The 20,873-nt window shown below is 61.9% G+C and carries 21 protein-coding genes; 18 read left to right on the forward strand and 3 right to left on the reverse strand.

The features are described from left to right. Positions 1–221 precede the first annotated feature (221 nt). The 18 genes from AC0L30_RS14420 to AC0L30_RS14505 all read left to right on the forward strand — a co-directional run bounded on the left by AC0L30_RS14420 (position 222) and on the right by AC0L30_RS14505 (position 17,892). Positions 222–686: a DUF2840 domain-containing protein gene (locus tag AC0L30_RS14420; protein ID WP_007594532.1), complete on the forward strand. Its 465-nt coding sequence runs from the start codon at positions 222–224 to the stop codon at positions 684–686. Further along, positions 683–1,195: a S26 family signal peptidase gene (locus tag AC0L30_RS14425; RefSeq protein WP_473404520.1), complete on the forward strand. Its 513-nt coding sequence runs from the start codon at positions 683–685 to the stop codon at positions 1,193–1,195. The genes AC0L30_RS14420 and AC0L30_RS14425 overlap by 4 nt, the downstream gene beginning before the upstream one ends. 2 nt (positions 1,196–1,197) lie before the next feature. Further along, positions 1,198–2,028, forward strand: a complete 831-nt coding sequence (locus AC0L30_RS14430) for a lytic transglycosylase domain-containing protein (RefSeq protein WP_473404634.1) — start codon at positions 1,198–1,200, stop codon at positions 2,026–2,028. A 385-nt stretch (positions 2,029–2,413) separates the two neighbouring features. Next, on the forward strand, positions 2,414–4,177 hold the full coding sequence (locus tag AC0L30_RS14435) for a relaxase/mobilization nuclease domain-containing protein (RefSeq protein WP_473404521.1): 1,764 nt from the start codon (positions 2,414–2,416) through the stop codon (positions 4,175–4,177). A gap of 28 nt (positions 4,178–4,205) precedes the next feature. Next, on the forward strand, positions 4,206–6,194 hold the full coding sequence (locus AC0L30_RS14440; RefSeq protein WP_473404522.1) for a conjugal transfer protein TraG: 1,989 nt from the start codon (positions 4,206–4,208) through the stop codon (positions 6,192–6,194). Between the two features lie 6 nt (positions 6,195–6,200). Beyond that, a complete protein-coding gene (locus tag AC0L30_RS14445) occupies positions 6,201–6,626 on the forward strand; it encodes a ribbon-helix-helix domain-containing protein (RefSeq protein ID WP_473404523.1) in 426 nt (141 codons plus the stop codon). Positions 6,627–6,761: 135 nt separating this feature from the next. Further along, complete coding sequence (locus tag AC0L30_RS14450; RefSeq protein ID WP_473404524.1) at positions 6,762–8,096, forward strand: MFS transporter; 1,335 nt, start codon at positions 6,762–6,764, stop codon at positions 8,094–8,096. A gap of 257 nt (positions 8,097–8,353) precedes the next feature. Continuing rightward, the gene (trbB, locus tag AC0L30_RS14455) at positions 8,354–9,268 is read left to right on the forward strand and encodes a P-type conjugative transfer ATPase TrbB (RefSeq protein ID WP_473404525.1); all 915 of its coding nucleotides are present in this window, start codon (positions 8,354–8,356) and stop codon (positions 9,266–9,268) included. Position 9,269: 1 nt separating this feature from the next. Next, complete coding sequence (locus AC0L30_RS14460) at positions 9,270–9,596, forward strand: TrbC/VirB2 family type IV secretion system protein (RefSeq protein WP_279681334.1); 327 nt, start codon at positions 9,270–9,272, stop codon at positions 9,594–9,596. Then, positions 9,596–9,859 carry a VirB3 family type IV secretion system protein gene (locus AC0L30_RS14465; protein WP_247500554.1) on the forward strand — a complete coding sequence of 88 codons (264 nt, stop codon included), beginning with the start codon at positions 9,596–9,598 and terminating at the stop codon, positions 9,857–9,859. Before AC0L30_RS14460 ends, AC0L30_RS14465 begins: the two co-directional genes overlap by 1 nt. Before the next feature lie 9 nt (positions 9,860–9,868). Next, positions 9,869–12,310: a conjugal transfer protein TrbE gene (gene trbE, locus AC0L30_RS14470; protein ID WP_473404526.1), complete on the forward strand. Its 2,442-nt coding sequence runs from the start codon at positions 9,869–9,871 to the stop codon at positions 12,308–12,310. Beyond that, positions 12,307–13,038 carry a P-type conjugative transfer protein TrbJ gene (gene trbJ / locus AC0L30_RS14475; protein WP_473404527.1) on the forward strand — a complete coding sequence of 244 codons (732 nt, stop codon included), beginning with the start codon at positions 12,307–12,309 and terminating at the stop codon, positions 13,036–13,038. The genes trbE and trbJ overlap by 4 nt, the downstream gene beginning before the upstream one ends. After that, positions 13,038–13,394: a putative entry exclusion protein TrbK-alt gene (gene trbK-alt, locus AC0L30_RS14480; RefSeq protein ID WP_473404528.1), complete on the forward strand. Its 357-nt coding sequence runs from the start codon at positions 13,038–13,040 to the stop codon at positions 13,392–13,394. The genes trbJ and trbK-alt overlap by 1 nt, the downstream gene beginning before the upstream one ends. Continuing rightward, positions 13,391–14,620, forward strand: coding sequence for a P-type conjugative transfer protein TrbL (gene trbL / locus AC0L30_RS14485; protein ID WP_473404529.1), 1,230 nt, complete (start codon positions 13,391–13,393; stop codon positions 14,618–14,620). The genes trbK-alt and trbL overlap by 4 nt, the downstream gene beginning before the upstream one ends. Positions 14,621–14,718: 98 nt before the next feature. After that, positions 14,719–15,402 carry a conjugal transfer protein TrbF gene (trbF, locus tag AC0L30_RS14490; RefSeq protein ID WP_473404530.1) on the forward strand — a complete coding sequence of 228 codons (684 nt, stop codon included), beginning with the start codon at positions 14,719–14,721 and terminating at the stop codon, positions 15,400–15,402. Next, positions 15,399–16,433 (forward strand): P-type conjugative transfer protein TrbG, encoded by a 1,035-nt coding sequence (gene trbG, locus AC0L30_RS14495; RefSeq protein WP_473404531.1) that lies wholly within the window; start codon positions 15,399–15,401, stop codon positions 16,431–16,433. Before trbF ends, trbG begins: the two co-directional genes overlap by 4 nt. Beyond that, positions 16,430–17,641: a TraB/TrbI/VirB10 family type IV secretion system protein gene (locus AC0L30_RS14500; RefSeq protein ID WP_473404532.1), complete on the forward strand. Its 1,212-nt coding sequence runs from the start codon at positions 16,430–16,432 to the stop codon at positions 17,639–17,641. The genes trbG and AC0L30_RS14500 overlap by 4 nt, the downstream gene beginning before the upstream one ends. Positions 17,642–17,646: 5 nt before the next feature. Next, positions 17,647–17,892 (forward strand): DUF2274 domain-containing protein, encoded by a 246-nt coding sequence (locus AC0L30_RS14505; protein ID WP_473404533.1) that lies wholly within the window; start codon positions 17,647–17,649, stop codon positions 17,890–17,892. Here the strand turns inward: AC0L30_RS14505 and AC0L30_RS14510 are convergent. From AC0L30_RS14510 to AC0L30_RS14520, 3 genes are all read right to left on the reverse strand, one after another. Then, the gene (locus AC0L30_RS14510; protein WP_473404534.1) at positions 17,859–18,818 is read right to left on the reverse strand and encodes a LysR family transcriptional regulator; all 960 of its coding nucleotides are present in this window, start codon (positions 18,816–18,818) and stop codon (positions 17,859–17,861) included. The two genes, AC0L30_RS14505 and AC0L30_RS14510, sit on opposite strands and share 34 nt — an antisense overlap. Positions 18,819–18,918: 100 nt before the next feature. Further along, positions 18,919–19,926: a fumarylacetoacetate hydrolase family protein gene (locus tag AC0L30_RS14515; RefSeq protein ID WP_473404535.1), complete on the reverse strand. Its 1,008-nt coding sequence runs from the start codon at positions 19,924–19,926 to the stop codon at positions 18,919–18,921. Then, positions 19,923–20,795: an ABC transporter substrate-binding protein gene (locus AC0L30_RS14520; RefSeq protein WP_473404536.1), complete on the reverse strand. Its 873-nt coding sequence runs from the start codon at positions 20,793–20,795 to the stop codon at positions 19,923–19,925. Before AC0L30_RS14520 ends, AC0L30_RS14515 begins: the two co-directional genes overlap by 4 nt. Positions 20,796–20,873: the final 78 nt, after the last annotated feature.

The raw sequence follows: 20,873 nt of genomic DNA on the forward strand, positions 1-20,873 counted from the left end.
GTGCAGCATTTTCGCAGCAGCACGGCCGGCGAGGGGGCACAGGTCAGTACCCCGGCTAACCAGAAATCCTTCGGATTTCTTCTAACGGACCAGGCCGAAAGCCGCGTCGGTGGCGCTCGGCAACGGCCGTCCGACAGGCCAGCCTGCCTTTGCAGGCCGTACACACTCTCCACCGAGCCCCAAGCTCACGGCTGCCAGCTCCAGCGTTGGGGAGCCGCCGCATGACTGATCTCACGGAAGTGGAAGTGTTGTGGCTCGAGAAGCGGATCGAAAACCGCATTCGGTTCGGTCGCGTCGTAGAGGAAAGAAAGCTCGATCGTCACCGGCGTGTCCTGTCATTTGCACCGGGCAGCATCTTTGCTTTCGTCCGTTGGACCTCCAACGACTTTGGCACGATCATTTCTCGGATCGACATCTTGCGCGCGGTCGCACCGGGACAGCGCTGTTCGACCGTACCGTATGTGACACCTGGCGGTGAGATTCTGCTGCGCCTGTCAGGTTGGCCGAAGGTCGAGCGCGTGCTGCAGATGATCGATGCCGTTGAGGCGCTCGGCATCGATCCCGCTGATGTCGCGCCTGATCATTGGCATCACGTTCATAACCGTCTGTCCGTCAATGAAAACCCGCGCCCGTATACGAAGGCGCGCCATCAGGCCTGGCTTCACCGGCAGAGGGTCATGCGATGACGGGCCGCCTCATGATGCTGGCCGCGACGATTGGGCTCGCTGCCGCGCTCGTCGCGACGATCGTCCTGGAGCCGCTTCCGCTTTACATCTGGAACGCATCCGCGAGCGTGCCGATCGGTCTCTACCGCCTCCGACCGGCGGACCAATTCCAAGTCACTGAATTGGTCGCCGTGCAGCCGCCGGAGCCGCTCGCGACCTTCCTCGACCTTAACGGCTATCTGCCCATTGGCGTCCCCATGCTGAAGCGCGTGCTCGCCCTTCCGGGGCAGAGTGTTTGCAGAACCGGCCTCACGATTTCGGTCGACGACGTCGCGGTGGGCGAGGCGAAGGATCACGACAGACGAGGCAGGCCGCTGCCGAAATGGCAGGGCTGCCGCGTCGTCGGCGACGGCGAGCTGTTTCTGATGAACTGGCAGTCGGACGACTCTCTTGATGGCCGGTATTTTGGATTTCTTCCGGCATCCAGCGTGATCGGCCGTGCGCTGCCGGTTTGGACTTGGGAGGAGTGATCTTGCGTATTCGACGTGTTCTCCTCGCCATTCCCTTGTTCGATCGATTGCGGGATCATTCCTCCGTTTCGATCGACGTCTGCAAGGCTCGCGGGAGCCCGACCGCATGCTTGGGTCGGTTGGTCACGCGCGTTTGTGCTGTCGTGCCTCTGATGGTTCTTCTGACCACGTCTGGCAGTGCTGCTCTGGCCCAGAGCGGATCAGCCGTCCAGTCGGCGATCAGTCAGACCGCTCACTCCTTTGCCGGCTTTATCAATGAAGCCTCACAACGCTTTGCGATTGCGCCAAACTGGATCCGATCAGTCCAAAGCATCGAGAGTGCTGGTGACGTGCACGCCAGATCGCCAAAAGGCGCTATGGGCCTGATGCAGATCATGCCGGCGACTTGGGCGGAACTTCGCGAGCGCTACAATCTCGGGAACGACCCCTACGACCCGCACGACAACATTCTGGCTGGCACGGCTTACTTGCGCGAACTGCTCGATCGGTATGGCTCGCCTGGCGTGTTCGCCGCGTACAATGCGGGACCAGCTCGCTACGAAGACCATCTCGCAGGCGGCTCTCTGCCAGACGAGACGCGAGCATATGTCGCAAAGCTTGCAAATCTGCTTGCCATCGAACTGCCGCCGAAGTGGACGTCCAATGGACAGTCATCGGCAGCTGCGACGCTATTCGTCACGCGATCCGATCCAATGAAAACGCGCGATCGGTTGCTGGCTCTCATGCCGTCGAGCGGTGTCACGGCCGCAATCTCGGCGTCCGATGTTTCACCCATGGTCCCGCGGCCTGTTGGCGTGTTCGTCCCTCGATCGGATTCGGGAGTATCGCAATGACCAAGTGTGCGGGTTCGCAAGCTGATGGCGTATGGGCGATGCCTTCGGCCCGCGCTCTACTCGTCGCTCCGCTCCTCACCGAGCCACCCTTCGGGTGTCTCGGCCCTTCGGGTAACGATCGCTATCGCAAGCGCTCGGAAGCAGTGGGGGCTTCGCGAGTGGGCTGCCAAGTCGCGGCGGCTCTTTCGGGAACCGGCGACCGGAAGACCACGACGGCAGGACGGCGAGATAAAAGGGGCTCGCCGGTCGAACCGCAAGCCATTGACATGGCTTGGGTTCCGGCGTGCCGGTCGGTCGGGGCGCGTGCCGCGCCTTGGATTTTTAACAATGAAATCAAGGATGCTTTCGGCACTATAGGCGCCTTCGCACGTTTGCGGGCCCGACTGTGACCGCAGGCGATAGGGATCTGCGTATTCAGCCCGGGCGCATCCGCAACACCCGCGCGCCGAAGCCCAAGAGCTTCATCAACCAGGTGCTGCGCGCCGCGAAAAAAGCCGGGCACACCTCGAGTCTGTCTGCGGTTGGCAGGCGCTCTGCTGTCTACGGGCGCTCCACCTTTGGCCGCGGCAGACTCGGTTTCAGCCGCGCCAGATTGTTCAGCCCGACACGGCGCGTTGTGGTGAAGGCGCGCGTGGTTCGGCACAAAGGGCGAGCCTTCCGTTCAGCCCCCCTGACCGCCCATCTTTCATATCTGAAGCGCGACGGCGTGACTCGAAGCGGCGAGAGAGCCGAGATGTTCGATGCCGGCAACGACCGGGCCGATAGCGCAGCCTTTGCAGAACGGTGCAAGGACGATCGGCATCATTTCAGGTTCATCGTCTCGCCAGAGGATGCCGGCGACATGACCGACCTGAAGGCCTTCACCCGCGATCTCGCGAGGCAGATGGAGGCCGATCTCGCCACGCGGCTCGATTGGGTAGCTGTCGATCACTGGAATACCGACAATCCTCACGTCCATCTTCTCGTGCGGGGAGTAGATGAGCAAGGGGCGGATCTCGTGATCTCCCGCGACTATATCAGCCAGGGCCTGCGCTCGCGCGCCGAGGAACTGGTCGCCATCGAACTGGGCCCAAAACCCGAGCACGAGATCCGCAAATCACTGGAGAGGGAGGTTTCGGCTGAACGATGGACGCGGCTCGATCGGGAGATCCGGTTGGCGGCCGATGAGACCGGGTGTATCGATCTTCGCCCAGAAAGTCCCGGCAAGTCCGACCCCGAGATCCGGCGCCTGATGGTCGGTCGTCTTCAGCACCTGAAGAAGATGGGCCTTGCCGCATCCGCCGCACCGGGGGAATGGATGGTCGGGCTCGAGGCCGAGCGCAGCTTGCGCGACCTCGGCATGCGCGGCGACATCATCAAGACCATGCACCGCGCCTTTACCGAGCGGGGAGAAGCGCGCGCCATTGCCGACTTCGTCATCGAGGGTGGAGAACCGGCGTCCCAGATCGTCGGACGGCTGGTCGATCGGGGATTGCACGATGAGCTGACGGGTGAGGCTTACGCCCTGATCGACGGAACAGACGGACGCGCGCACCATGTCCGTTTCCGCGGCATCGAAGCTCTCGAACATGCGCCGCCGATCGGCGGAATCGTCGAAGTCCGACGCTTCGGTCAAGCCGGCGATGCGCAGCCCACCTTGGTCCTCGCGACCCGTTCCGATTTCGACCTTGGAAGCCAGATCACCGCGAAAGGAGCGACCTGGCTCGACCACAGGCTGGTCGAGCGCGGTCCCATGCCGCTCGCCATGGGCGGATTCGGCCGCGAGACCCGCGACGCCATGGAAGCCCGTACCGAGCATCTGGTTCAGGAAGGTCTGGCTCGGCGGCAGGGCCAATGCATCATCTTGCAGCGCGACCTTCTGGACACCTTGCGCCGACGTGAACTCGGCGAGGTCGCCGCAAAAGTCTCGGCCGACACCGGCTTGCCTCATGTGAAGGCGGCCTCCGGGGAGCATGTGGCAGGTACGTACCGCCAGCGCCTGACGCTTACATCGGGACGCTTCGCCATGATCGATAACGGGCTTGGCTTCCAGCTCGTGCCTTGGTCGCGCGAGCTCGAGAAGAGGCTCGGCCAACACGTCACCGGCGTGGTGAAGGACGGCGGCGGTATCGAATGGGGCTTTGGTCGCAAGCGCGACCTCGGACTGTAGCTATCTCACCAGTACGGAAGGTTGGTCGATGTCCGGAACCAAGATTCTCTGGGGTCAGGTGATCGTTGTCGGCCTGATCGTTTTGCTCGCCATCTGGGGAGCAACCGAGTGGACGGCCTGGCGGCTCGGCTGGCAGACCGAACTCGGGCGGCCCTGGTTCGAACTGGCGGGTTTCAAGGTTTACTACCCGCCAATCTTCTTCTGGTGGTGGTTCGTCTATGATGCGTATGCCCCGCAGGTCTTCGTCGAGGGGGCCTTCATCGCGGCGTCTGGGACCTTTGTTTCGATCGCGGTGGCGATCAGCATGTCGGTGTGGCGTGCGCGTGAAGCAAAGAACGTCGAGACCTATGGCTCGGCGCGCTGGGCCGATGCGGAAGAGGTTCGAGCGGCCGGACTCCTCGGTCCGGATGGCGTGGTGCTCGGCAAGCTTGACCGCGACTATCTCCGTCACGATGGACCGGAGCATGTGTTGTGTTTTGCGCCCACCCGGTCCGGCAAAGGCGTTGGTCTCGTCGTTCCCTCTCTTCTTGCATGGCCGGGTTCGGCCATCGTTCACGACATCAAGGGCGAGAACTGGCAACTGACCGCTGGCTTCCGTTCGCGGCATGGCCGCGTCCTGCTGTTCGACCCGACCAATTCAAGGTCCTCAGCCTACAACCCGCTGCTCGAGGTGCGGCGCGGCGAGTGGGAGATTCGCGACGTCCAGAACGTGGCCGACGTCCTGGTCGATCCCGAAGGTTCGCTCGACAAGCGGAACCATTGGGAGAAAACCAGTCATTCGCTCCTGGTCGGCGCCATCCTCCACGTCCTCTATGCCGAGGCGGACAAGACTTTGGCCGGCGTCGCCGCCTTCCTGTCGGACCCGAAACGACCAATCGAGGCGACGCTGAAGGCGATGATGACCACGCCCCATCTCGGCGAGCCGGGTGCTCATCCTGTGGTCGCCTCGACCGCGCGCGAACTTCTTAACAAATCCGAGAACGAACGTTCTGGCGTCCTGTCCACCGCGATGTCGTTTCTCGGGCTCTACCGCGATCCCGTCGTGGCCCAGGTGACCTGCCGCTGCGACTGGCGGATCGCCGATTTGATCGCAGATGGCCGTCCTACGACGCTGTACCTGGTGGTGCCACCCTCGGATATTTCACGGACCAAGCCATTGATCCGACTGGTGCTGAATCAGATCGGCCGACGCCTGACCGAGGACCTGCACGCCCGCGACCGCCGCCATCGCGTCCTGATGATGCTCGACGAGTTCCCGGCACTTGGGCGGCTTGATTTCTTCGAGTCCGCGCTCGCATTCATGGCGGGGTACGGCATCAAGAGTTTCCTGATTGCGCAGTCGCTCAATCAGATCGAGAAGGCCTATGGGCCTAACAATGCCATCCTCGACAACTGCCACGTCCGAGTGAGCTTTGCGACCAATGACGAGCGGACCGCCAAGCGGGTGTCCGACGCGCTGGGTACCGCGACCGAGATGCGGGCCATGAAGAACTATGCCGGTCACAGATTGAACCCATGGTTGGGGCACCTGATGGTCTCCCGTCAGGAGACGGCGAGGCCGCTGCTGACCCCAGGCGAGGTCATGCAGCTTCCGCCAATGGACGAGATCGTCATGGTGGCAGGGACGGCGCCGATCCGGGCGAAGAAGGTCCGCTACTACGAGGATCGGCGGTTCACCGAGCGGGTTCTGCCACCGCCTGATCCGGCGACGGCCGGCCGATCATCGCGAACGGACGGATGGTCAGCCCTCGGAATGCGAAAGCAGACGGAGGCTCCAACCGGCAAAGCCGCGGAGGCCGAGGAAGACACGGCGAACAGCGGCCTCCGTCGCGAGCCCGAACTCCCCGATCACGTTGCGATCGCCAAGGAGACGACCGAACCGACGCCGGCAGAGGAATTTGCTGCCGTTCTTGACGATGACGAGAATGCGGTCCGCCAATCTCGGCTTATGCGTCAGCAGATGCGCGGTGTCGCTCGTCAAGTCGCCATGGACCCGAATGACGGTATGGAATTGTGAGGCATCATGCGCGACCGGATGAACGTGTATTTCCCGCCAGAGCTTCTGAAGCAGATCTCGGACCTTGCCGATCGCAGGAAGCTATCTCGGTCTGCAATCGTGGAAGCGGCTGTTGCCTCATTTTTATCGCCGGACGGAGAGGACAGGCGAGAGGCGGCGTTTACCCGTCGCCTGGATCGGCTGTCGCGTCAGATGCAGAGGCTGGAGCGTGACGTTGGTTTGACGGCGGAGACCCTGGCCCTTTTTATTCGTTTCTGGTTGACGATCACGCCACCGTTGCCTAACGAGGCGCAGGCTGCCGCGCAGATCAAGGGAAGGGAGCGCTTTGAAGGATTCGTCGAGGCGCTCGGACGCCGGCTGCAGAAGGGGCAGAGCTTTCTGCGGGAGATTCCAGAGGATTTCGTTCGTCAGGAGACCGACAGCCAAACCTGATTGAACCACGCACCTCACGGATTTTGCCGATCTTTCTTTTTCCACGCCAGCCTACGATGGCACCAATTTAGCCAACCCGACGAAAAGCTGGACGCGGTATCGGCTCGCATGAGCTGAGGAGCAAAAAGGGCCAGCATGCAAAATTCGGAGGCATGGCGTCTCGTCGCGCGCGTTTTTCTCCCATTTGCTGCCGGATACTATCTTTCGTATCTCTTCCGAACCATCAACGCTCTGATCTCCAGTCATCTCGTCGCGGAGATCGGGCTCGGCACTGCCGATCTCGGACTCCTCACGTCCGTCTACTTCCTGGTGTTCGCGGCGGCGCAGATCCCGGTCGGTATTTTACTGGACCGCTTTGGCCCTCGCCGGGTTCATTGTAGCCTTCTTTTGGTCGCCGCCGCAGGTGCCGGCCTGTTCGCGATGTCCACGGGGTTGCCATTGCTCCTGATCTCGCGAGCAATGATCGGCCTTGGGGTGGCGGCGGCATTGACGGCCGGATTGAAGTCCATCGTTCTCTGGTTTCCGAGCGAACGAGTGGCCTTGCTGAACGGCTACATGATCATGCTGGGCTCGCTCGGAGCGTTGAGCGCCACGACCCCCGCCGAACACCTCCTTGGCTGGATCAGCTGGCGGCAGCTCTTTGAAATCCTGGCGGTCGCGACTGGTGCCACAGCCGTGCTTATCTACATCGTGGTTCCTGAACGAGCCATCATCCCGCTAGCAGGATCAATCCCCGGCACATTGAGCTCCGTTTTGGGCGATCGGCGTTTCTGGCGAATTGCCCCGTTGTCAGCCACTTGCGTGGGATCGGCCTGGTCTCTGCAAGGATTGTGGGCGGCGCCCTGGCTGACCGACGTCGAGGGATTTGATCGAACGAGACTTGTCGGACAGCTGTTCACAATGTCCGTCGTCCTTTGCGGCGGTGCCTGGTTGTTCGGCATGACAGTCCATTACATCAAGCGAAGAGGAATCGGGACGGAGCCGATATTGGCGATCATTTCCGCACTGTTTATTGCAGCCGAGTTAGCGTTGATGCTGCGAGCGCCGTTGCCGTCCATCTTGCCCTGGTCTCTTATCGCAATTGTCGGAACGGCAACCGTCGTCAGTTTCGCAGTGATAGCGGATTACTTCCCGCCGGAGCTTGCCGGTCGTGCCAATGGTGCCTTGAACGTCTTGCACTTTGGCTGGGCATTTTTGGCCCAATTCGGGACAGGCCTGATTCTGGAGCAATGGCCGACGGTAGATGGCCAGCGAACTGTCCTGGCCTATCAGGTCGCGTTCGGTGTCAATGTGGCGGTGCAGATAACCGCCTTCATCTGGTTCGCTTTACCATGGCTCGGATCGTTCGGGCGGTGGATGGGCTCAATTCCGCTCTTCTTGCCTGCTCGCGTGTCCGAAGAGGTCGAAACGTTCGTTTCGTACGAACAATTGCTCGTGGTCATGCCGGCGGATGCCGATGCGGAGTGGTGAACCACGTCGGCAGTAAGCTAGCCGACAAATACCATCAAGCTCAGCAGCGCTCCGGTTGCTTCGCTCGCGTGCGAAGTATGAGTTTTGGTCTTTCTTTTTCTACGCCAACCTACGCTTACCGTAAGCGCTTGTTGCGCCAAATCCATTGGTGCTTTTTCTAATCACCCATCTGAGGACGCTCCCGACGTTCTCATTCGGTGGGGACGGCAGTGGCAATCCATTCCATTCAATCGGAAGCGAATTCGCGCGGTGCGCGAATGCTCCGCAGCGCACTTGGTGCGGCAATCGCAGGCTACCTGGAAGACGAAGCTATCGTCGAGGTCATGCTCAATCCCGATGGGCGGCTTTGGATTGACCGACTGTCGAGTGGGTTGATTGACACTGGCGAAACCTTGTCTGCCGCGGACGGCGAGCGCATCGTTCGTCTGGTGGCGCATCATGTAGGCGCGGAGGTGCACGCCAACTCACCACGCGTGTCGGCCGAACTTCCCGGAACCGGCGAGCGCTTCGAGGGCCTGTTGCCTCCGGTCGTTGCGGCCCCTGCATTCGCTATCCGTAAGCCCGCGGTCGCCGTGTTCACGCTCGACGATTACGTTGCCGCCGGGACCATGACGTCCGGGCAAGCCGAGACTCTGAGGAGTGCGGTCGCCACTCGCAAGAATATCTTGGTGGCCGGTGGTACCTCGACCGGCAAGACCACCTTGACCAACGCGCTTCTGGCCGAAGTAGCAAAGACCTCCGATCGTGTCGTCCTTATTGAAGATACGCGCGAGCTTCAATGCAAGGCGCCCAATCTCGTAGCGCTGCGGACGAAGGACGGGGTAGCCAGCTTGTCTGACCTCGTTCGGTCCTCACTCCGACTGCGTCCTGACCGCATCCCGATCGGCGAGGTCCGCGGGGCCGAAGCTCTCGACCTTCTCAAGGCGTGGGGCACCGGTCACCCCGGCGGCATTGGTACCATTCATGCGGGCAATGCGCTTGGCGCTGTGCGGCGTCTCGAGCAGCTCATCCAGGAAGCGGTCATCACGGTTCCCCGTGCCCTGATCGCCGAGACCATCAACCTCGTCGCCGTGCTTGCGGGGCGCGGCGCCGATCGTCGCCTCGCAGAACTCGCTCTCGTGACGGGGCTTGGTGCCGCCGGCGACTACAGCCTTTCACCAGCAGGAGACTGACATGCGTCCACGATTCCGTATTCTCCGAGAAGCTGCTTTGCTGGCGATTGCCAGCCCGGTTGTGCTGACGACAGCGCCCGCATGGGCGGCCGGCTCGAACATGCCATGGGAGCAGCCGCTCAATCAGATCCTGCAGTCGGTCGAGGGGCCGGTCGCGAAGATTATCGCCGTCATCATCATCGTTGTGACCGGACTCACGCTCGCGTTCGGGGATTCGTCAGGCGGTTTCCGCAGGCTGATCCAGATCGTGTTCGGTCTGTCGATCGCGTTTGCAGCCTCGAGCTTCTTCCTCTCGTTCTTCTCCTTCGGCGGCGGCGTGGTGATCTGATGGACGAGGCGGTCGCAGGCTTCGTCGTGCCCGTTCACCGTGCGCTTACCGAGCCGATCCTGATGGGCGGTGCGCCGCGGGCGGTCGCCATCGTCAACGGCACGTTGGCGGCAGCCCTTGGACTGGGCTTGCGGCTCTGGATCGCAGGTCTGGTCCTCTGGTTCATCGGTCACATGGCCGCCGTCTGGGCCGCCAGGCGCGATCCCGCCTTCGTCGATGTAGTGCGCCGACATCTGCGCATTCCCGGTCATCTCAACATCTGAGCGCTCGTGATGATGAACCTTGCCGAATATCGCAATTCAAGCGTGCGTCTCGCCGATTTTCTGCCCTGGGCAGCCCTCGTCGACGAGGGCATCATCCTGAACAAGGATGGCTCGTTCCAGCGGACAGCCAAGTTCCGCGGACCCGACCTCGATAGTGCGGTGCCGGCTGAGCTCGTCGGTGTCGCAGGTCGTCTGAACAACGCCCTTCGCCGCCTGGGGTCTGGCTGGGCCGTGTTCGTTGAGGCGCAGCGCCATTTTGCCGGTAGCTATCCTCCGAGCACCTTTCCGGACGTCGCATCTGCATTGGTGGACGCCGAGCGCAGGGCTCAGTTTGAGGAGGCCGGCGCGCACTATGAGTCCAGCTATTTCCTGACCTTCCTTTATCTTCCACCGGAGGAGGGCGCAGCCAAGGCAGAGCGACTGCTCTATGAAGGGCGCGATCGGACCGTTGGAGCCGATGCTCGCGAGGTACTTCGCGGCTTTATCGATCAAACCAGCCGCGTACTCGGGCTTCTGGAAGGATTCATGCCCGAATGCGCATGGCTCGATGATCAGGCCACGCTGACATACCTGCACTCGACGATTTCGACCAAGCGTCATCGCGTTCGCGTGCCCGAAATCCCCATGTACATCGATGCGCTGCTCGCGGACCAGCCGCTAACCGGCGGGCTCGAGCCGACGTTGGGCTCAGCCAATCTACGTGTTCTCACGATCGTCGGCTTTCCCGGGGCGACGACGCCCGGAATTCTGGATGACCTCAATCGCCTGCCGTTCTCTTACCGCTGGTCGACGCGCGCGATCATGCTCGACAAGACGGATGCCACCAAGCTCCTGACCAAGATCCGCCGGCAGTGGTTCGCCAAGCGGAAGTCGGTTGGCGCCATCCTCAAGGAGGTCATGACCAACGAGTCATCGACGCTGCTCGATAATGACGCTCACAACAAGGCGCTCGACGCCGACGCGGCACTACAGGAACTTGGTTCGGACCAGATCGGACAGGCCTTTGTGACCGCGACCGTCACGGTGTGGGACGTCGATCCCGGTGCCGCGGATGAAAAGCTCCGCCTGGCCGAGAAGGTCATTCAGGGCTGCGATTTCACCTGCATGATCGAGACGGTGAACGCCGTCGAAGCCTGGCTCGGCAGTTTGCCCGGGCATGTCTATGCCAATGTGCGGCAGCCGCCGGTGTCGACCCTCAACCTCGCCCATATGATTCCGATGTCGGCCGTGTGGGCGGGCGAAGCGAGGGATCTGCATTTTGGCGGTCCGCCGCTCCTGTTCGGCAAGACCGAGGGATCAACCCCCTTCAGGTTTTCGCTTCACGTCGGTGACGTCGGCCACACCCTGGTGGTTGGGCCGACAGGTGCGGGCAAGTCGGTCCTGCTGGCGCTGATGGCAATGCAGTTCCGCCGTTATCCGAACTCCCAAGTGTTTGCGTTCGACTTTGGCGGGTCGATACGGGCGGCCGCGCTCGCCATGGGCGGCGATTGGCATGATCTCGGTGGTGCCTTGTCCGACGGAGGCGACCGACCCGTCGCCCTGCAACCGCTGGCCTGGATCGACGATCCCGGCGAGCGAGGGTGGGCGACGGAATGGATCGGTGCGATCCTGGCACGGGAAAAGGTCGAGATCACGCCGGAGGTCAAGGATCACCTGTGGTCGGCGCTGACGTCACTCGCTTCGGCGCCGAGGGAGGAGCGCACCCTGACGGGCCTGTCAGTCCTGCTGCAATCGAACTCTCTGAAACGCGCCCTGCAACCCTATTGCCTTGGCGGTTCGTCCGGACGCCTGCTCGATGCCGAATTCGAGCGTCTGGGCGAGTCCTCCGTCCAGGCGTTCGAGACCGAAGGATTGATCGGAACGAGCGCGGCGCCAGCAGTGCTGGCTTATCTGTTCCATCGCATTGGAGATCGTCTCGACGGGCGTCCAACGCTTCTCATTGTCGATGAAGGCTGGCTCGCCCTCGACGACGATGATTTCGCCGGCCAGCTCCGGGAATGGCTGAAGACGCTTCGCAAGAAGAATGCGTCCGTCATCTTCGCGACCCAGTCACTTTCGGACATCGATGGTTCGGCGATCGCACCCGCAATCATCGAAAGCTGCCCAACACGCCTGTTGCTGCCGAACGAACGTGCCATCGAACCTCAGATTACGGCCATCTACCGCCGCTTCGGACTCAATGACCGTCAGATCGATCTTTTGAGCCGGGCGACGCCCAAGCGTGACTATTATTGCCAGTCCCGCCGCGGCAACCGGATGTTTGAACTTGGCCTTGGCGAAGTTGCGCTCGCGTTCACCGCGGCCTCATCCAAGACAGACCAGGCTGCCATCGCACAGCTCCTTGCCGAACACGGACCTGAGGGCTTCGTGCCTGCCTGGCTCCAGCACCGCGGCGTCGCCTGGGCCACAGACCTGATCCCCACTCTCGTCAATCTGGAGAAATCGCTATGAGGCGTCTTGGCCTATTGGTGACCACTGCCACGGTCGCGCTGGTGCTCGGCGTCACGGTACCCGCACGGGCGCAGTGGGTCGTCTTCGATCCCAACAATTACGTCCAGAACGTGTTGACCGCCGCGCGCGAACTACAGCAGATCAGCAATCAGATCACCTCGTTGCAGAACGAGGCGCAAATGCTGATCAACCAGGCCAGGAATCTGGCAAGCCTGCCGTATTCATCGTTGCAGCAACTGCAATCATCGATCCAGCGGACCCAGCAATTGCTGGCTCAGGCCCAGAGGATTGCCTACGACGTCCAGCAGATCGACCGCGCGTTCTCGACGAGCTATGCGCCGGCGAGCCGCGGCCAGTCCAGCCAGTTGCTGATCAGCAACGCTCAATCGCGATGGCAGAATTCTGTCGCGGCGCTCCAGGACGCGTTGCGGGTCCAGGCCGGCGTTGTGGGCAACCTCGATACCAATCGCATCCAGACATCGGCGCTCGTGACGTCGAGCCAGGGTGCGAGCGGTGCGCTGCAGGCGGCCCAGGCTGGCAATCAGATCCTCGCGCTTCAGGCGCAGCAGCTCGCCGATCTCACCGCCAGTGTCGCGGCACAGGGCAGGGCGCAGAGCCTTGAGGCGGCGCAGCGCGCGGCAGCCCAAGACCAGGGGCGCGAACAGCTCCGGCGTTTTCTGACGCCGGGGCAGGGCTATCAATCCCAGGACGTGCGGATGTTTCACTGATGACTGATACAGGCCCGTTCAAAGCGCTATCGCTGCTCGTGTCAGTCGGGGTGGTGGTCGTCGCTGGCTGCGCGATCCAGCTTCGTCGCGGGGAAAATACGTCTGCGCCGCCAAATGCAGAGCAGACCAAAGACGCCGACCGTTCCGAGCTTGCACGCTGCCGCACCGTATCCTCCGGAGATGCAGCGGAGTATCAGCATTGCCACAAGGTCTGGGCTGAAAACCGCCGTCGCTTCTTTGGCAGGCGGGACGGTGCTGCCGCGGTGGAAACCGGCGTGACAGCCGCGCCCAAAGATCAGAGCCGGATGCCGCAAGGATATCCGTCGGCCGGGGTGCCCGAGGGAGCTAAGCCATGACCGGCACCGGCATCATCGACCAGTTCCTTGAGACATTCACCCTCTACATCGACAACGGCTTCGGGCTCTTGGGTGGCGAGGTGGGGTATCTCGCGACAACGCTGGCCGCCATCGACATCACGCTTGCCGCGTTATTCTGGAGTTGGGGCACAGACGAGAACACCATCGCGCGTCTCGTCAAAAAAACGCTATTCGTCGGCATTTTTGCGTATCTGATCGGCAATTGGAACAACCTCGCAAGGATCGTCTTCGAGAGCTTTGCCGGTCTCGGACTGAAGGTGTCTGGATCAAGTATTTCAGCCTCAGACTTCCTGCGGCCGGGAAAGATCGCCCAAGTCGGGCTCGATGCCGGAAGGCCGATGCTCGATTCGATCTCGAACCTGATGGGCTACATCAGCTTCTTCGAGAATTTCGTCCAGATCGTCGTTCTCCTGTTCGCGTGGGTCGTGGTGCTGCTGGCCTTCTTCATTCTGGCGATCCAGCTCTTCGTGACCCTGATCGAGTTCAAGCTGACGACGCTGGCCGGCTTCGTGCTCATTCCCTTTGGCTTGTTTGGCAAGACGGCCTTCGCGGCAGAGCGCGTGCTCGGCAACGTCATATCGTCCGGGATCAAGGTCTTGGTCCTGGCCGTCATCGTTGGCATTGGCTCAACCCTGTTCGCGCAGTTCACGGCCGGTTTTGGCGGCGCGCAGCCTACAATCGAAGATGCCATGACCCTGGTGCTCGCGGCGCTCTCCTTGCTGGGTCTCGGCATCTTCGGTCCGGGAATCGCGAACGGCCTGGTATCGGGCGGACCGCAGCTCGGCGCCGGCGCCGCAATTGGGACGGGCCTTGCTGCCGGCGGCGTTGTTGCGGTGGGTGCCGGCCTTGCCGCCGGTGGCGCTGGTCTCGCTGGTGGTGCGCTCGCCGGTGCCGGGCGTGGCGGGGCTGCCATCGTGGGTGGCACGTCCGCAGCTTATCGAAGTGGTGGCCTTGCGGGCGTCACGGAGGCGAGTGGCTCGGCTGTGATGAGCCCGTTACGCCGAGCCGCGGCCGCGTTCGGCGGCGGCGGGCAGGCGAGTGAGCCGGCCGCGAGTACGTCCACCGAGGGGCAACCCGAGTGGGCGCGGCGCATGAAGCGCGCCCAGACCGTTCGGCACGGCGCCTCGGCGGTTGGTCATGCTGTTCGGTCTGGCGATCATGGCGGCAGCGGCTCTTCTGTCGATCTGTCGGAAGGAGAGCGCTGACAGCCATCCACCTGCCGGTTCGACGGGCGCCAGCAGCGGCGTCAAACCGGACACCGCGACGCTCGAAACCAATCACTCGATCTCAGGGGCAACTATCCATGTTCAGACGACCTTCCGTTCACTACGGGCGCATGCCCGAGCCGGTCACGCCCTACCAAAAAGCAGCGCAAGTCTGGGACGAGCGCATTGGATCTGCGCGCGTGCAGGCCAAGAATTGGCGCTTGATGGCCTTCGGTTGCCTCATGCTCTCGGGCGGCCTCGCCGCTGGACTTGTTTGGCAATCAGCACAGAGATCGATCACGCCATGGGTCGTCGAGGTCGATCGCCTGGGCCAGGCTCAACGTGTTGCGCCAGCCAACATCGACTATCAGCCCACTGACGCTCAGATCGCCTATCACCTGGCGCGCTTCATCGAGGACGTCAGAGGCTTGCCGGCCGACGGCATTGTTCTGCGCCAGAACTGGCTGCGAGCCTATGACTTTACGACGGACCGTGGCGCGGCCGCGCTCAACGATTTTGCGCGCAACAATGACCCCTTTGCCAGGCTGGGTAAGGCTCAGATCTCGGTCGATGTGTCGAGCGTCATCCGTGCGTCTTCCGAGAGCTTCCGGGTCGCCTGGACCCAACGCATCTACGAGAACGGCTCGCTGAGTGCGACCGAGCGCTGGACCGCGATTCTCACGGTGGCAATCGAGACGCCGCGCGATGCCGAGCGCCTGCGCAAGAATCCCCTTGGCGTCTACGTCCGCGCCATCAACTGGTCGAAGGAGTTGGGTCAGTGATCAAGACGACGCGTGACATGTGTTCAAAAGATCCGATCCAACACCGCAGGCTCAGCTCGAACAGGTGCAAGCGCGCGGCTTTGAGACGAGCCCTTTTACCAGTTCTGCTGCTTGGCACATCTGCCCTCGCTGGATGCGCCACCTACATTCCGCCGGAAATCAGCTATGACGCGGAGGTCCCGCCGTTGCCAGCTGTTCCAGCGGCACTCGATGAGCGACCTCAGCCGCTTCACGTTCCGCCGCTCTGGAAACCCGTTCTCGGCGGCAAGTCGGGGGCCAAGGAAGAGGCTGAACCCGTGAGCCGGGTTGAGACCGCAAACAGCGCCGCGCGAGTCGAGCCGCGCAAAAGGGGATACTTCAACGCGGCGCAGATCTACGCCTTCAGCCCGGGGGCGCTTTATCAGGTCTACGCCGCTCCCGGACAGATCACGGACATCGCGCTGGAAGAGGGAGAGCAGTTGACGGGATCCGGACCGATCGCGGCCGGAGATACCGTGCGCTGGGTCGTGGGAGATACGGAAAGCGGAAGCGGGGATACGCGTCGCGTCCACATTCTGGTGAAGCCGACCCGGGCCTCGATCGAGACCAATCTTGTCGTCAATACCGACCGGCGCACCTACCTGATCGAGCTCCGCTCCCGCGAGCGGCCGTACATGCCGTCTGTTGCCTGGTACTATCCGGAAACCGTCCGCGAACGGTCGCGCTCAGTCGCCCTCAGACCCGTCATTCCAGATCCAGCGCAGCGTGTCTCTCGTTACGCGATCGAGGGCGACAGCCCCCCTTGGCGGCCGCTCGCGGCGTATGACGACGGCCGAAAGGTCTATATCGAGTTTCCGCAAGGGATCGTCCAGGGCGAGATGCCGCCGCTGTTTGTCATCCGTCCTGATGGCAAGACCGAGCTCGTCAATTATCGCGCCTACGGCAATGTCCTGATCGTGGACCGGCTGTTTGCAGCCGCAGAACTGCGGCTGGGCGGTGAACACCAGCAGAAAGTCAGAATTGTCCGGACTGACGGGAGGCCGTCGTCATGAACACGCAGAACGAAAACAGTCCTGACGGGACCATTCCACCGCAAACACCGGAGGAGCAATCCAGGAACTTCCGCCTGCGAGCCGAACCTCCGCGCGTCACGCGACTCTCCCGCAAAGTTCTCGCCGGCGGCAGCGCTGTCGCCTTGCTTGTCGTCGGCGGAGCCGTGTTGTGGTCGCTCCAGAGCAAAAGCTCCCGCAACCAGGCGCCCGACGAACTCTATAGCACCGATCATCACAATCTAGCTGACGGTATTGAGGCGCTGCCGAAGGACTACACTGGCATTTCACGGCAAACCGTGCCGCAGCTTGGGCCGCCGCTCCCAGGCGACCTCGGTCGACCGATCCTGGCCGCTCAAGGGCAGTCGCCGACGACCGGCGGAGATCCGGAACAGCAACGCCGGGATCGGGAGAGCGAGGCGGCCCGCATTAGCCATCTGTTCGCTTCGACCAATGGGAGAGAAGTGCGTCCGCCCGCCGCTATGAAAGCTGGAGGCGAGCGCTTCGTGCCGCCGAACGCAACGAGCACCAGCGAGGAGGGATCTGCGCTAAACGCACAGGACCGAAAACTTGCGTTTGTAAACGCTTCTGTGGACCGTCGCACCGTGAGCCCTGACCGCGTCAGCGGGCCCGCTTCACCATACATTGTGCAGGCTGGGACCGTCATTCCAGGAGCGCTGATCACCGGCATCCGATCCGACCTGCCTGGCCAAATTAGCGCGCAGGTCACCGAGAATGTTTTTGACACGCCGACCGGCCGCTTTCTCCTTGTGCCTCAGGGAGCGCGTCTGATCGGCATCTACGACAGCCAGGTGACTTTCGGCCAGTCCCGCGTCCTCCTCGTTTGGACCCGGCTCATCATGCCGAACGGACGTTCCATTGTTCTCGAGCGGCAGCCCGGCGCTGACAGCGCAGGCTACGCAGGGCTGGAGGACCAGGTCGACAATCATTGGGGTGAGCTATTCAAGGCGGCAGCGTTATCGACGTTCTTGGCCGTCGGGACAGAAATAGGTGCGGGGTCCGACACAAACAGCAACGACAGCGCCATCATCCAGGCGCTGCGGCATGGCGCCTCCGACTCTCTAAACCAAACTGGACAGCAGGTGGTTCGGCGCAGCCTCAACATTCAGCCGGCGCTGACGATCCGTCCGGGATTTCCCGTCCGTGTGATCGTAAATCGCGACCTGGTCCTGCAGCCTTATGCGAGGTGAACGTTGTGTCGAAGTTGAAGATTGCCGCACTCCCAGACGACAAGCCGGTCAAGATTAGTGCGGAACTGCCTGCGAATGTCCATCGAGATCTCCTCGCCTATGCAGAGGCTTTGGCACGCGAAAGTGGGCAGCCCATCGATCCGGCGAGGCTAATCGCGCCCATGCTGGCGCGCTTTATGGCCACGGACCGCGGATTTGCAAAGGCGAGACGAGCCGATCACCCGCCGAGAGCCGGCGCAGGTGAGGGATAGCGCTCTGCCAATAGTTTGAGAAAGCGCTTCAAGGCCGCATTCTCATTGTCGTCCCGCCAGTGCGCATAGAAGTCCACTCGGCTTGGTCCCGCTCCGTCCTGCAACTCCCGGTACACAAGGCCAGCGAAACTTGCACCAATGTCCGATTCCATCACCAGACTGAGCCCCATGCCCATACTCGTCAGACTCTTGATGATGCCACGGCTTACGTCGTGGCGCTCTACCTTGGGACGATCATCAGGTAGTACGAGTTTCGAAATCAAGAGATCCTCGAGCTCTCGTCCAGGATCATGCCCACTTAGAAGGATCTTTTCGTTACGCAAATCGGTCCAATAGATGATCTCGCGTGCCGCCAAGGAGTGATCCTGAGGCAGCGAGATCAGGATGCGTTCGCTCCAGAGCAGTATTGATCTGCTGTCTTTTGAAGGCAGGCGTCCAGGGCTAACGACAACGTCGACGGTTCCGTTGCGCAGGGCGGTCATCAGACGGAAACGAGAGCGTTCCATTGTTGTCAATTCGAGCCGTGGTAGCAGCTTCTTGAGCTCACCTATGGTCGCGCGCAAATTGCCGGTGGACATCGATGTGAAGAAGCCGATGACAAGGTGCCCAGTATCGCCGCGACCGCCGGACTTCCCTGTGTCAACGAGCATGTCGACTTGTTCCAGGATCAACCGCGCTATTCGCAGAACCGCTCGGCCAGTCAGCGTAGGCTTTATTCCCCCGCTTGAGCGCTCAAACAGTGAAGTTCCCACCAAGTGCTCAAGCTGTCCGATAGCGCGGCTGAAGGCGGTGTGCTTGATCGAAAGCGCTTCCGCAGCTCGTCGAAAGCTTCCGTAGTCACAAGCTGCAACCGCAAGCCGAAGCTGTTGCAGGTCAATAGATCTCGCTGCGGTTCGCTGCCTGTTCCAAGTCTCAGTTTCCGTCATGTTCATAGCTCGGTAGGCAAACCAGGCGCTTGGTGTCTTTCTGCAGCCGTCGCATTGGCTCATGGCGCCTCATGGCCTTGATCGAGCGCGACGATGAATGCTACGGCCGCGCGACGCAGGGGATGGTCTGCCGGCCTAGACCTGCAATCTCTCCAACCATCACGTCGCCCGGCTGCAGAAAGCGGTTGTAGTGGGTGCCGTTTCCAGCCGGAGAGCCGGTGCAGATGAGGTCGCCCGGCATCAAACGCGCATAGCGCGAGATGTATTCGATCTGCCGGCTGATATCGAAGATCATGTCCGCTGTAGCCTCATCCTGCATGATCTTGCCGTTGACACTCAGTGTCAGGCGCAACTCGTACGGGCGGGTGATGAATTGAGCAGGGACCAGCACCGGGCCAAACGGCAGAAATCCCGGCTGCCCTTTCGCGCGCAGCCAGTCGGTGCCGAGCTGCTTGTAGTCGGTGCGGGCGATCAGGCTTCGCGACGTCACGTCATTGACGATGGCATAGCCGGCAACATGTGACATCGCGTTTTCGCGAGAGATGTTTCTGCCGCCCTGGCCGATGACGACGCCGACCTCAAGCTCCCAATCGGGCTTCTCATTCAGCGGCGGCAGGGCAAGCGGATCATACGCGCCGGCGACCGTGGAGACCGGCTTGGTGAAAACGTAAGGCTCCCCCGTCGCGGCTCTCTCGTCCATCATGTCCTCCGCCCAGCGCCTGAGACCGGCAGCATCGAGCCCCTCGGGGCCAACGCCCATATCCAGCGTCAGATCAATGACGTGCTTGCGGTAGTTGGCACCGGTGCAGAAGATCTGGCGTGGCAGATCAACCGGCGGACAGATTGTAATGTCCGCGAATGCATGGAAGTGATCCTGGATCATCGCTTCCGTCACTGCTGCGCGCAAATGGTCGAGAGCTTCCAAGGCGGAATCCCAGTCCTGGAGAAGGTCGAGAACGCTCTTTGCGGTAAGGCGTTCGTTGCCAACTGCGGGGCAGATTTTGACGATGTCTTCAAGCGCGGCAACACGTTCGCCGACAGCTAATCCTGCCCGCGGCGTCTCGGCACCATGGCTGAAAGTTGCGAGTGCGTATTCCTGTCGCTTCATCGGGGGTGTTCCCGCAGATGAATGCCGCTTTCGAGCAGATCGGAATCAACAAGGTCGGAATATCCGACATTGCCCCCGCGCAGCCCTGCGCGTGTGCGTTGGGCGATCAGGAGTGCAACTCCCTCCCGCTCAGGGACGAACGAGTTCGGGATAAGGGAGATCATGGTCTCGGCAAGCGGAGCGGCTAGGCCCGCCTTGATGTAATGCCAGACCGCAACATCCTTGTTCGTCAGCGCCAAGGCACGCGCGTGGTCCATCGCGGCGAGCCAAACCACGAGGCGAGAGCGATCGTACGAGCTGCTTCGCACGACGAGGCCCTGACCCGGAAAGGCGGGATAGTGGTCGTTCACGCGCGACAGCACCTGCGCACCCCGCGCTATGGCCATCTGGTCGAACGGCGGACCAAGCAGGGTGGCGTCTCCGTCTCCGGCCAGCAATGCCGCGCAGCGTTCACGCACGCCGCCAGCGGATTTGAGCTCGTACGAATCCTCGGCTAATCCGTGCTCGTCCAGCAAGGCTCTTGCGGCCACCACAAAGCCGTTTGCGGGCGCATCGACCAGAAGCGTTTTGCCTCTGAGGCCTTCGATTCCGGCAACGCCCGCACGGGCGACGATGGAAAGGGGAGTTGTCCGCTCTATCTGTGCGATGATGCGGAAATCCCCGCCGCCAGCGCGCAAGTTCCAGTCCATCACATTGTCCATGGCCGTGATGGCGGCATCTGCCGTCCCGCTCACGAGAGCTTCGAATTGAGCGTCGGAGGATGTCGTGACGATGCCGTTGATCGAAAGTTGCGCCACCGCCGGTGAGGGGGCAGTGCGCGCCAGGAGCGCGACGGCGGGCTCGACGAACCAATGGACGGTGATTTGCATTCCTGCATCTCCTCCGTTAGGACATAAACGATACGTATCGTTTTGTAAAGTGCGCTAGAAATTCGCAGGCCTGCAGTC

The sequence above is a fragment of the Bradyrhizobium sp. MI1.11 genome (assembly GCF_055811255.1).